Below are 13,156 nucleotides of genomic sequence, written 5' to 3' on the forward strand. Positions count from 1 at the left end.
GGACGCGCGCTCACCGCGACATGGCCTCCATGTACGTGGTCCAGATCCGTCCCGGCAGCCGTTGTGCGCTCGCCCGTCCCGTCCCGCCGGTGCCGGCGAGCGGCAGCAGCGCCTTGCCGGGTTCGGCGCGGAACAGCGTGACCGCGGTGGCCAGGTCGTCCCCGTAGCCGGCGAACCAGGCGACCCGCTGCGTCTCACGGTCGCCCGTGGACATGCCGGCGAAGCGCCCGCCCGGGCCCGTCGTGTCCGCGGCCGCGTCGCGAAGCACCGACGTCATCTGCCGGGCGACGAACTCGTCCATCGCCCTGCTGCCACGCGGCCGGGAGAACCCCGCGAGTCGTTCCCCCCTGCGCAGCACCTTCGTCACCGAGTACGGCTCGTGCCGCGTCCCGCCGTCGGCGAACGTCGCGTAGGCGGTGGCGACCCGGATGGCGCTGGGGGAGGACGTGCCGAGCGGGAACTCCTCGTCCAGCGGCGCCATGGTGTCGCGCAGCATCCCCGCGTCGACGGCCAGGTCCCGCACCCGCGTCAGGCCCGTGCCGGCGCCCAGACGCCGGAACGTGACGTTGGAGGAGGAGACCAGCGCCTGTCGCAGCGTCGGGAAGTCGGCGGACGGTGCCAAGACCGCGGCCGTGCCCGGTGAGCCAGGGACGACCGGCACGCCGCCCGTACGGAACTCGCCGGAGGCGTCGTAATAGCTCTCGGGCAGGAAGCGGGCCACCTTGCCGTTCTCCGTGCGGACCCCGTACTGCATCCCGGCGGCCAGCACGAACGGCTTGAACACCGAACCCGCCGGGACGCCGGCCGTGTCGGCGTTGTTGCTGAACTGCTTCAGGGCGTCGGCACCGCCGTGGACGGCGACGATCGCGCCGTCACCCGGCCGCACGGACGCCGCCCCCACCTGCACATGCCGGTCCTTCGCGCGCCGGGCGGGGCGGATGTCGCGCAGGGCGTCCTCGACGGACCGCCCCAGCCGCCGCATCGCGTCCTTCTCGAACGTGGTGTGGATCTGGTAGCCGCCCCGGTCGAGCTCGGCGTCGGTGAGACCGGTCCGCTTCTTGACGTACCGCCTGGCGAGGTCGACCAGATAGCCGGTCTGGCCGCCGAGGCTGGTGGCCAGGGTCTGCCTGCGCGGGACGGGGAACTCGGTGTATCGCGCGCGTTCGCCGCGGTTCATCATGCCCAGCTCCACCTGGCGGTCCAGGATCCACGCCCAGCGCTTCTCGGCCCGGTGCCGCTGAGCCTCGCCCTGGAACGGGTCGAACTCGTTGCCGCCCTTGAGCAGCGCCGCGAGGAAGGCGCCCTGGGACGGGTTCAGCCGGCTGACATCCACGCCGTAGTACGCGTTGGACGCCGCCTGGATGCCGTAGGCGCCGCGCCCGAACCAGCTCGTGTTCAGGTACCCCTGGAGGATGTCGTCCTTGGACGTGCGGTTGTCCAGCTTGAGGGCGATGGCGAGTTCCTGCACCTTCCTCGAGAGGGTCTGGTCCTGGGTCAGGTACGTGTTCTTCACGTACTGCTGGGTGATGGTGGAACCGCCCTGGGTCTCCTGCCCCCGGGCCATGTTGACGATCGCGCGGCCCATGCCGCCGACCGAGACGCCCGAATCGCTGTAGAAGTCGGCGTTCTCCGCGGCGAGGACCGCGTCGCGCACCGCCCGGGGCACCTGGGACAGCCGCACGTTGCGACGGTTCACCGAGCCGACGCTGACCATGTGGCTGCCGTCGGCCCAGTAGTAGACGTTGGCCTCGTGCCGCATCTCGGCGTTCTGGCCGGGGATGTCGACGTAGAGGTACACGGCGACGCCGAGCCCCGCGATCGCGGCCGCACAGGCCAGCAGCGTGCCGGACACCAGCCGCCAGGACGGGAACCAGCGGCGCGGGCCGGACCTGCCGTCGCGCGGGTAGTCGAGCCACCGCCGCTTCCTGCGGTGGCCGCCGCTCCTGGCATCGCGGATCGGTCGGCCGGCGGCCCTGCGCCTGGACCGGGACGGGCGCGGCTGTGCGGTCACGTGCGGTCTGCTCCCTCGGTCGTGCCTCATGTGGCCCCGTCGCGCGTGGCGGGCCCGCCGAGGAGGACGGACGGCGCACGCCGGTCGTCGGCGCCGGCAGCCGTGAAGGACATCACGCAACTGCCAAGGGGGCTGCGGCGTCCGCTCGCACCACCGGGCGGCCGGCGGGGGCGGGCCGGACGCGCCAAGGGATCCGGCTGTCCCCGCCGGCCGCACGGCACCGCACGGACCCGCCGCCGGCATCGCGGATCACTCACCCCGAGTGAGCGATCGGAGCGGGCCGCCGCGGCGACGCGGGGTTGCTCCGTTCAGCGGCCACCGACATGCGGGCACGGCGCCCGGGTGCATACCATGCGCGGTCATGACGGCGCAGTCAGGCATGGTGGGACGTGGCGATGAACTGACGCGATTGCTCGACATCGCGGAACGGGCACGCCGTCAGGAAGCACAGATCGTCTTCCTCTGCGGACCGGCCGGTATCGGCAAGACCGCGCTCACCGCGGCTTTCTGCCGCGAGCTCTCGGACTTCCGCATCCTGAGCGTCGCGGGAGTGCCGACGGAACGCCTCATCAAGTACGCGGCCGTCAACAGGATGATCCAGAACGCGCGCAGCGGACTGCCCCTGGACCAGCGCCGCGTGAACCTCGTGCCGGAGACCAGCAGTGTCATGGCCGCAGGCGGTGCGCTCATCGACGTACTCGACGACTTCCGGGGGGACAGTCCCACGGCCCTGGTGATCGAGGACGCCCACTGGGTCGACGCGAGCTCGCTCCAGGCGATCGCTTTCGCGGTGCTGCGCATGATGCACGATCACCTCCTTTCCCTGGTCGTCACCGAGCAGGTCCGCCGCACGAAGAGCGACATGGGGTTCACCGGAAGCATCAGGGGAATCACTCAGCTCGATCTCGGCGGCCTTTCCCCGCAGGCCGTGCGGGAGTATCTCGCCGCGCGGGGATTCCCGGCCGTGCCCGAGTCCCAACTGCTGCGGATCCGCCGGTGGAGCGACGGAAATCCGCTGTACCTCAAGGCACTGCTCGCGGCCTCGGAGGCCGGCTACCTGCCCGGCCGGCCGACGCTCGCCGAGGTGCCGCCGCCACTGGCCGAGGCGGTGCGGGAATGGTCCCGCTCCTTCCCTCCGGCCGGCCGGCTGCTGCTCGACGTGCTGGCCGTGCTCGACGCCCCCGCGACCGTTCCGCTGCTGCAACGGATGACGCGCGACGAGAACGTGCTCCAGCACATCGACGACCTGGTGGCGGCGGGCGCGGTCATCTGGCGGGACGAGGCCGGGGAGCCGAGCCTGCACCTCATCCACTCGGGCCAGCGCGACGCGTTGTACTCCTCTCTTCCCCTGCCCGAGCGCAGACGCCTCCATCGCGCGGCCGCCGAGAACGTCGATCTGCCGCGGCGCTGGCGCCACCGAGTCGCCGCCCTGGCCTCCTACGACGCTGAACTCGCGGCCCAACTGGGCCGGGCCGCGGAGCGCGAGTGCGCCGAGGGAGACCTGTCACTCGCGGCGCAGTACCTCCTGGCGGTGTCGGCCGTCTCCCCCGAACCGGACACCCGCGATGCCGCTCTGCTTCAGGCGGTGCGGCTGCTCGTCGGCAGCGGACAGTACGCCCCCGCCCTGACGTACGCCTCGCGCGTCGAAGCCCACCCGGCGTCACCGCGAAAGCAGGAAGCCCTCGGATTCCTCGAGTACGCCCGGGGACGCGACGTCAGTGCGGCGGAGCACCTGCGCCTGGCCCGGGACGGTTTCGCCGGCGTCGACGAGGAGGCCGCGGCCCGCGCGGCGGGCGACCTGGCGACCCTGCAACGCTCCCTCGGCCTGGGCGAGCAGTCCGCCCGCTCCGCCCGGTACGCCCTGGCCCGGACCTCCGACCCGGCGATCATCGGCGAGGCCCGCGCCAACATCGCCTACGGCGCCGCCCTGTCGCGCGGCCCCGCCGAAGGGCTGCGGCTGCTGACCCATCTCAGGCAGAACCCGGCGGATGTCGCGCCGGCGGACCTGGACGCGCTCGTCTGCAGGGGCACTCTCAGGGGACTGTCCGGGCAACTGGTCCAAGCCCTGTCGGACCTGCGCGTGATGGCGCGCACGAGCGCTCCGGGGCTCACCCGGCGCACCGACTTCGCCGCCAGGGTGCATGCCGCCTCATGTCACTTCCAGCTGGGGGAGTGGGAGGAGGCCCGGCGCACCGTGTCGTTGGCGTTCGACGAGGCACAGGTCTCGGGACGCGACGTGGACTTCGCGGTGCTCCACACCATGAGTGCCACCCTCCACGCGTGCAGAGGGCGCTGGGAGGCGGTGGCCGCGGACCTGAACGCGGCCGAGGAGATCGCCCGGACGACGGACTTCTCCGCACCCGGCTTCCATGTGCTGCAGTCCGGCGCCCTCGCCGCCTTCCTGCGGCAGGACTGGCAGGGCGTGATGACACGGCTGCGGCGGGCGCAGGACGACCCCGCGAACGCCGGCCGGGTCCGCCTCTACGGGACGTGGTTCCTGCCTCTCCTGGGCGTCGCCTGCGCCCGCGGCGGGCAACTGCCCTGGGCCGAGGAGGCGTTGACGGCAGTGGAGGAGATCGAACCGACGGGAGCCATGCCGGTCGTCGCGCGACTGTGGCTGCTGGGCAACCTCCTCCACGCCCGCGGTGAGACGCACGCGGCGGTCCGGGCCTACCGCGACGGCCTCGCCGAACCGCCCGACGGCGGTGAGCCGGTGATCCACCGCTCCCTGCTGCGCTGCGACCTCGGCCGTGCGCTGACCGAGCTGGGCGAGTCCGGTGAGGCCGAGTCGCACCTGGCGGACGCGGAGCGGGCGTTCCGTGGGCTCCAGGCCCGGCCCTGGCTCGAACAGTGCCTCGCCCTGCGCGGCGAAGGCGCCGAGCCGGGCCGGGCGGCGGACGCGGAGCGGTTCTGGAGCGAGCTGACCGACCGGGAGAAGGACACGGCCCGGCTGGTGGCGCGCGGCTGGACGAACCGCGAGATCGCGGGGGAGCTGTACCTCAGCACCAAGACGGTGGAGTACTACCTGGGGAAGATGTACGCCAAGGGGGAGCTGCGGAACCGGCGTCAACTGCGTGACCTGGTACAGGCGTTGACCGCCTGACCGCCTGACCGCCTGACCGCCTGACCGCCTGACCGCCTGACCGCCTGACCGCCTGACCGTCGGCCGCGGCAACCGGTCACCGTGCCTGAGCATTTGCCGTGACCGTGCCACGCCCGGTCGGTGAGGAGCGTGCGGCGGCCGGAGTCTTCGCGTGGCGCCTGCTGCCTGTACCGGAGGGCTCCGGCGCATCCCGACACCGTTGCCGCCCACCGTCGTTCCGCGGCACCCAGCGCCCCTGTCCGCTCTGGACAGCACCTCGGCGGGACTGAATGCTCGCGTCGGCCCGAACGCGGCCACACAGTGCACTTCAGGAGGTTGCTTTGCCGTCCGGACGATTACGCGACTCGATACGAAGACTCCGCTACTCCCACTGGCTCGTCGCCTTCGCCGTCGGCTCCCTGCTGGTGGGTCTGACGCCGATGCTCGGCGTGGCGGAGCCGGCCGCGGCCGAGCACGCACCGGGGCACCGGGACGTGCCCTTCGACCAGCGAACGGCGATGTCCTCGCCGCACCACCCCGTCGTCCCGGCGAACGCCGCGGAACCGGCCGCGTCCGTCCTCGACCGGAAGGGCTGGACGGTCACGGCGAGCAGCGAGGAGACCGCCGGCGAGAACGGCCGCGCGGCCAACGTCCTCGACGGCGACGCCCGCACCATCTGGCACACCAAGTGGAGCGGCACCGCCACGCCCCCGCCCCACACCCTCACCGTCGACATGCACGGCACGGCCGTGGTGTCCGGGCTCGTCTACCGGCCCCGCGCCGACAATCCCAACGGGCGCGTCGGCGAGTACAGCATCAGCGTCAGCAAGGACGGGCAGGACTGGGCGGACCCGGTGGGCACCGGCACCCTCGCCGACGACAACAGCGCCAAGACCCTGAGCTTCGCACCGCAAGGGGCACGGTACGTCCGGCTGACCGTGCTCGGCGAGGCCGGCGGGCGCGGGCCCTGGGCCGCAGCCGCCGAGATCGACCTGCTGGGCGACCCCGGCACACCGTCCGCCACGGTCGACCTGTCCCGCAGCGGCTGGACGGCCACGGCGAGCAGCGAGGAGACCGCCGGTGAGGACGGCCGGGCCGCCAACGTGCTCGACGGCGACGCCGACACCTTCTGGCACAGCAGGTGGAGCGGCGGTACACCCGCCCCCCTGCCGCACAGCATCACCGTCGACATGCACCGCACGGCCGGTGTCTCGGCGCTGAGCTACGAACCCCGGCAGGGCAAGGCCAACGGCCGCGCCGGCGCCTACACGGTCACCACCAGCACCGACGGGACCACCTTCGGGGAGCCGGTCGCCCAGGGCACCTGGCGCGACGACGGCACCGTCAAGACCGCCACCTTCACCCGGGCCGTGCAGGCCCGCTACGTACGCCTGACCGTCAGCTCGGAGGCCGGCGGGCGCGGACCGTGGGCCGCGGCGGGGGAGATCCGCCTGAGCGGCCCGGCCGACCCGTCCGCGCACGGCTCCTGGGGCCGGCTCATCGGCTTCCCGCTGGTGCCGGTGGCCACCGCCGTCCTGCCGGGCGACAAGATGCTCGCCTGGTCCGCCTACGCCGTCGACCGCTTCGGCGGCAGCAACGGCTACACCCAGACCGCCATCCTGGACCTGAGGACGAACAAGGTCACCCAGCGCCGCATCGACAACACCGGCCATGACATGTTTTGCCCCGGCATCGCGATGCTCGCGGACGGCCGGGTCCTGGTCACCGGCGGCAGCAACGCGGACAAGGCGAGCATCTACGACCCCGCGACCGACGAGTGGTCCGCGACGTCGAAGATGAACATCGCGCGGGGCTACCAGGCCATGACCCTGCTGTCCACGGGCGACGCGTTCGTCCTCGGCGGGTCCTGGAGCGGCCGGGCCGGCGACAAGGCCGGTGAGGTGTGGTCACCGGACACCGGAACCTGGCGCAAGTTGCCCGGCGTGCCCGCGACCCCCGCGCAGACGGCCGACCCGGACGGCGCCTACCGCGCCGACAACCACATGTGGCTGTACGCCACTTCGGGCGGCAAGGTCCTGCACCTCGGCCCGAGCAAGAAGATGCACTGGATCACGACCAGCGGCAACGGCAGCCTCACCGAGGCCGGCACCCGCGCCGACAGCGGCGACGCGATGAACGGCAACGCGGTGCCCTACGACATCGGCAAGCTGCTCACCCTGGGCGGCGGGCCCGCCTACGAGAAGAAGCCCGCCACCCGGCGCGCCTACACGGTGAACGCCTCCGGCGACCAGGTTGAGGCCGCCCGCACCGGGGACATGGAACAGGCGCGCAGCTTCAGCAACAGCGTCGTCATGCCCGACGGCAAGGTGGCCGTGTTCGGCGGACAGTCCATGCCGGTGCCCTTCAGCGACGCGACCTCGGCCATGACACCGGAACTGTGGGACCCGGCCACCGGGAAGTTCACCCCCCTGGCCACCATGTCCGTCCCGCGGAACTACCACAGCGTCGCCAACCTGCTGCCGGACGGGCGTATCTTCTCGGGCGGCGGCGGCCTGTGCGCCCAGCAGGGCTGCGCCACCAACCACCCCGACGGTGCGGTCTTCACACCGCCGTACCTGCTCAAGGCGGACGGATCGCCCAAGCCGCGCCCGTCCATCACCGACGGGGTTCCGCCCCGGGCCGCGCCCGGCGCGTCGCTCACCGTGAAGACGGACAAGCCGGTGAAGTCCTTCGTCCTCATGCGGGCGGCGGCCGCCACCCACTCCACCGACAACGACCAGCGGCGTGTCCCGCTGACCTCCACACAGACGGCCACGGGCACGTACAAGGTGTCCGTCCCGGACGACCCGGGTGTGGCCCTGCCGGGCACGTACATGCTGTTCGCCCTGGACGCGGAGGGCGTGCCGAGCACCGCGAAGTTCGTGACCGTCTCCTGACACCACGTCGGTCACGGTGGCCCGCACCAGGCGACATCGGGTGCGGGCCACCCGAACGTGCACCTGAAGTGAGCACTTCCGCCCCCTCGCTGACCAGCCGTTTCGCCCATATGCCCGGGTGTTGTGCGTGTCCGGCGCGTGCTTCCCGGTCGCAAGGGCGCTCACCCGCCCGGCCGATGACAGTCCCTCCGGTTACGGTCCTCGGCAACATCGACCGCGGCGGCATGAAGGGCCCTGGTCGCGCCGCCTCGCTGAACGGGCGCCGGCCCGACCCGAGGAAAGGACGTGAACACACGATGCGGCGTTGGGAATTCGACCAGGGCACCTCGTCGAAGTTCTGGGAGGCCGAGGCCTCGGGCGACCGGGTGACGGTCCGTTACGGACGCCTCGGCACGCAGGGGCAGGAGCAGCACAAGGAGTTCGCCGACGCCGCGGTGGCACAGGCGTACCTGGACAGGACGATCGCGCAGAAGGAACGCAAGGGCTACCGGCAGGTGACCACCGGCTCCCCGGCCGCCAGTGCCGGGCCTGCTGCGAGCGGCAGGCCCGCGACCCCACCGGCGGCGCAGCCACCGGCGAAGTCCCGCACGGACGACGACGCCTTCGCCCTCCCCGTGGCCTGGCGCAAGCAGTTGTACCCGCGCAGGGGCGGTGTGCGCCGCCCGCCCGCGGCATCCGGGACGGCCGGGCACGCGCGGACTTCGGAGCTGCTGCGCGACCGTGAGCACTGGACCCCGGCGACCTTCAGCGAACGGACCGATCCCGCGCTGGTCGCGGCCGCGCTGGCCCATCTGGAGGGGCGGGACGACCCGTTCGGCGCCGCCGTCGTCGGCACCATGGCGACCACCGTCGACATCGACCGGACGGCCGTCGTCGACGCCTGGGCCGCCCAGCACGGCTTGCCGTTCGCGGCCTGCGGCGTCCTGGACATGCTGGATCTGCACGTGTCCTGGGTGCACCAGAAGGACCCGCGGCTGGACCGCCTGGCCCACAGCCTGTGGAATCGCTCCATGGCCCTGTTCCGCGGGCAGGACTCCCCCGCCGAGTGCCGGGAACTGCGTGAGCGGGGAAACACCGTCGCCGGCATGGCGGGCCCGATCCACCCTTCGGTCGCCGTGGTCACCGAGTCTCCCCTGCCGCTTCGTCACGGACGCAGGGAAGCGCTCGACCGGGTCCGTGAACTCCTCGCGGCCTGCGAGGAGGAGACCTACCAGGAGACCCTCACCCGGCTGGCCGGGCGCCGCGGCGGCTTCCTCCGCAAGGCCGCGGCCGCCTACCTCGCCCCGACCGAGAGGGCCTGGGTCGCCGACTGCTTCGCCGACGTCGCCTCCGTCGCCGAGGCCCCCGGCGACCTGCGCGCGCTGCTGCGCTGTCTGCCGCTCACCGCCGACCAGATCGCGACGCTGACCGAGCACGACCGTGAGCCGGCGACCCTCGCGGAGTGTGCGACGGTGGCCGAAGGCGCGGGCACAGCCGTCGAGGAGCTGATCGTGCACGGCCTTGGGCTCTGGGGAAACCGCAGCCACGACAAACCCACGCACCTGCGTCGCGCGCTGCTCGCCATTCCCACCGACCGGTCCTTCTCCTGGTTCCTGGAACGCGCCGGTGACAAGGAGATACGGCCCTACACCGTCCAGGCCGTCGAGCGCTACCCGGTACGGGCCTTGCGCCTCCTGGCCCGCGCGGCGGCCGCGGACGGTCCGGGCTCCGCCGCTCACGTGCTCCTCGTCTCCCACATCGGCACCCATCCGGACCTGACGGCCGCACACCTTCCCGCGCTCGATGCCCGAGCCGCCGAGACCGTACGGGACGTCCTCGGCGCCTCCGCAAGGCTGCCCGACGCCACCGACCTGCCGGAGCTGCTCGTCGACCCGCCCTGGAACAGGCCGCGCAAGGCGGTGCGGCCGCTCACGGTCACCGGCCTCACCCCGGCCGGGCAGCCGCAGGAGGCGTGGCTGCCCGGGGAACGCGAGGAATGGGCGGCCACCCCGTGCGATTACGTGCCCTGGCCCTGGACGGGTTCCATGCAGTACGACGAGGGGCTGCTGCGCGAGGGACTTCTGTCCAACGAGGTCCACAGGGCGGGCTGGTACATGGAGCTCCCCGAGGACCGGATCCTGCCGCTGCTCAACGACTGGACGCCCGAATACTTCCACGGGCATGAGGTCCTCAGACCGTTCCTGGCCAAATTCGGCCTCGACGTCCACACCTTCCTCGTCCGCCTGGCCACCCGCGAACCCCAGATCACCGGACATCTGCTGATGCCGCTCGTCAGCTCGGACATCGCCCGGCTGATGGCCGACTGGCTGGTGCGGCTCAGGGCATCGGCCGCCACGGCACGCGCCTGGCTCGACCGGAACGGCCCGCAGGCCGCGCAGCTGCTCGTCCCCGACGCAGTCGGAAAGGCGGGGCCCTCGCGACGTGCCGCCGAGGCCGCGCTCAAGCACATCGCGGCCCGCCACGGCGACACCGTGGTCCGGGAGGCCGCCGCGGGGTACGGGGAGGAAGCGGCGGCAGCCGTCGGCCAGTTGATGGACACCGCCGATCCGCTGCTGGACGCGCTGCCCCGGACCATGCCGAAACCGCCCGACTGGGCCGACCCCGGGCTGCTGCCGCAGATCGAGGTCCGTTCCGGCGGCGCGCTGCCCGCCGACGCGACCCGGCACGTGGTGACCATGCTCGCCCTGTGCAAGCCGGGCGCGCCCTATCCGGGCCTGGACGTGGTCGAGGAGACCTGTGTCCCCGCCTCCCTCGCCGAGTTCACCTGGAGCCTGTTCCAGCGCTGGCGCCAGGCGCACATGCCGGCGAAGGAGAGCTGGGCGCTGACGGTGCTGGGCCGGTTCGGCGACGACGAGACCGTACGGCGGCTCACCCCCGTCATCCGCGCCTGGCCCGGAGAGTCGGCGCACCGCCGCGCGGTGGAGGGCCTGGACGTCCTGGCCGAGATCGGCACGGACGTGGCCCTGACCCATCTGCACGCCATCGCCCAGCGGGTCAAGTTCACCGCCTTGAAGGAGCGGGCCAACGAGAAGATCGGGGAGGTGGCCGAGGGGCTGGGGCTGACGACCGACCAGCTGGCCGACCGGCTCGTGCCGGACCTCGGTCTCGGGCCCGACGGCACCACCGTCATCGACTACGGGCCGCGCCGCTTCACCGTCGGCTTCGACGAGGTCCTGCGCCCGTATGTCCTGGACGGGGACGGCAAGCGCCGCAAGGACCTGCCCAAGCCCGCCGCGAGCGACGACACGGACCTGGCGACCGCCGAACGCAAGCGGTTCAGCGCTCTGAAGAAGGACGTGCGGACCGTCGCCGCCGACCGGATCGGGCGGCTGGAGACGGCCATGGTGCGCGGCGGCTCCTGGACGGCGTCCGAGTTCCGTGACCTGTTCGCACACCATCCGCTGATGCGGCACCTGGCCCGCCGCCTGGTGTGGCTGAGCGCGCACGCGTCGGGCGACCGGACCTTCCGCGTCGCCGAGGACGGGACGTTCGCCGATCAGCACGATGACGCGTTCGACCTGCCGGAGGACGCGTTGGTGCGCGCCCCGCACCCGATGCATCTCGCCGGCGAGGCGCTCGGGGCGTGGCAGGAGGTCTTCGCGGACTACGAGATCCTCCAGCCCTTCCGGCAACTCGACCGCCCGGTCCTCGCCTTCACCCCCGAGGAGGCCAAGGCCTGGGAGCTCACGCGATTCGCCGGGCGGAAGGTCGTCGTCGCTACCCTGCTGGGCCTGGCCGAGCGGGGCTGGCGACGCATGTGCGTCATGGACGCCGGCGGCTTCGCAGGTGTCTGCAAGGAACTCGCCCCAGGCCAGTTCGTGATGGCGGCTCCCGAGGACGGCCTCAACATCAACGACATCGATTACGCGGCCACGGTCGAACTGTCCGGGGTGTGGATCAACGGCTACGAGGACGACTTCGTCCGAGAGGGCGATGTCCGCTACGGCGACGTCGACCCCCTCACCGCCTCCGAACTGCTCCTCGACCTCACGTTCCTCACACCGGACGCCAACTGACCCCTCCTCGGCGCCCTGCCTCGGTCCCTGGCCTCGGTCCCTCGTCTTTGCGCAGGTGGCAGGGGGCCGTGCGAGGGGGACAGGGACTGAAGGGACCGAATTCCCTATATAGGTGCCCGGTAAGGAAGGGCCTCGGCGCCTCAGCCGCCCGCCTCGGCAGGGCCCGGCCACCGCCACGAGACGCCGTGGATCCCGGCCGGGCAGCGGCCCGGCGCGGAGTGGACGCTGTGCGAGGCGTCCGGCAGCAGCCGGTGGTTGTACGCGAGCCCCGCCGTGCTGTGCTCGCGGTAGTAGCGATGGCAGGCCACCGGCCGGGCCGCCGGGTGGAAGTACACCTGGAGCAGATAGTCCCGCAGGCGGGTCCGGGTCCGCCGCTCGTAGTGGTCGTCCGTCCCGTCACCCGGCTCCACCCGCACGGTGTAGTCGACGACGGCGGTCTCGTTCGGGGCGAGGACCCGTCCGAACCGCACCTCCACGACGGCCGTGCTCAGCTCCGGCAGCTCCCGCAACGGGCCCGGCAGCCCGCAGCGTACGCGTACCCGCGCGCCGCGCATGCCGCTGTCGAAGGTGTGCACGGCGGTCAGGCGGTCGGCGCCGTCGCCGGTGGCCCGCACCAGCTGCTGGATGGACAGGGAGGTGATCCGCCGCCGGGCGTCGAGGGTGATCACCTCTCGGATGCTGAGCGTGCGCAGGGCGTCGTTGAGGCGGTCGAAGCCGGCGCCGAGGGCCTGTTCCACCAGGGAGTTCTCGCCGAGCACCCGGTGCGTGGCGGAGAGGTCGTGTCCCGGTGCGGTCATCCGCCCGCGCGGCCGATAGGGCCGCAGCAGGGAGCGCAGGGCGCCGGGCGGCAGCGCGAGAATGCGCTCCAGCGCGTCCACCGCGCGCAGCGAGTCGGCTCGCTCCGGCTCGCTCCTGCCCCGCTGCCAGTAGCTGAGGGTCGTCAGGCTGATCCGGATCCCCTGGGCCGCGAGCCGGTGCTGCACCCGCTCCAGGGACAGTCCGCTGTGCCGGACGGCCTGCTGGAGCACCTCGGCGAAGGGCGGCGCGGCGGGTGGCGACGTGCCGTCGGGATCGGGCCACGCGGGCTGCGTCGCGGGATCGGCCTGGTGCAAGGGCGTTCTTCCGGTGTCGGCGGGCATCGGACGACCGG

The 13,156-nt window shown here is 72.6% G+C and carries 5 protein-coding genes; 3 read left to right on the plus strand and 2 right to left on the minus strand.

Annotation, left to right across the window (positions count from 1 at the left end):
• Window positions 1–10: 10 nt before the first annotated feature.
• Window positions 11–2,011: a transglycosylase domain-containing protein gene (locus ACZ7L5_RS30245; RefSeq protein WP_471520515.1), complete on the minus strand. Its 2,001-nt coding sequence runs from the start codon at window positions 2,009–2,011 to the stop codon at window positions 11–13.
• 361 nt (window positions 2,012–2,372) lie between these two features.
• On the opposite strand from ACZ7L5_RS30245, the gene ACZ7L5_RS30250 reads away from it, so the two are divergent.
• The 3 genes from ACZ7L5_RS30250 to ACZ7L5_RS30260 all read left to right on the plus strand — a co-directional run bounded on the left by ACZ7L5_RS30250 (window position 2,373) and on the right by ACZ7L5_RS30260 (window position 12,006).
• Window positions 2,373–5,114, plus strand: a complete 2,742-nt coding sequence (locus ACZ7L5_RS30250; RefSeq protein ID WP_471520517.1) for a helix-turn-helix transcriptional regulator — start codon at window positions 2,373–2,375, stop codon at window positions 5,112–5,114.
• 320 nt (window positions 5,115–5,434) lie between these two features.
• A complete protein-coding gene (locus ACZ7L5_RS30255) occupies window positions 5,435–7,990 on the plus strand; it encodes a discoidin domain-containing protein (protein WP_471520519.1) in 2,556 nt (851 codons plus the stop codon).
• A gap of 296 nt (window positions 7,991–8,286) precedes the next feature.
• Window positions 8,287–12,006 carry a WGR and DUF4132 domain-containing protein gene (locus ACZ7L5_RS30260; protein ID WP_471520521.1) on the plus strand — a complete coding sequence of 1,240 codons (3,720 nt, stop codon included), beginning with the start codon at window positions 8,287–8,289 and terminating at the stop codon, window positions 12,004–12,006.
• A gap of 140 nt (window positions 12,007–12,146) precedes the next feature.
• Here ACZ7L5_RS30260 and ACZ7L5_RS30265 read toward each other — a convergent pair whose 3' ends face one another.
• The gene (locus tag ACZ7L5_RS30265; RefSeq protein ID WP_471520523.1) at window positions 12,147–13,145 is read right to left on the minus strand and encodes an XRE family transcriptional regulator; all 999 of its coding nucleotides are present in this window, start codon (window positions 13,143–13,145) and stop codon (window positions 12,147–12,149) included.
• Between the last annotated feature and the right edge of the window lie 11 nt (window positions 13,146–13,156).

It is taken from the genome of Streptomyces sp. NPDC107528, assembly GCF_055639295.1.

Coding starts and splice junctions, on each gene's coding strand:
- ACZ7L5_RS30250 (WP_471520517.1), top strand. CDS start 2,373: ATGACGGCGCAGTCAGGCATGGTGGGACGTGGCGATGAACTGACGCGA.
- ACZ7L5_RS30260 (WP_471520521.1), top strand. CDS start 8,287: ATGCGGCGTTGGGAATTCGACCAGGGCACCTCGTCGAAGTTCTGGGAG.
- ACZ7L5_RS30265 (WP_471520523.1), bottom strand. CDS start 13,145: ATGCCCGCCGACACCGGAAGAACGCCCTTGCACCAGGCCGATCCCGCG.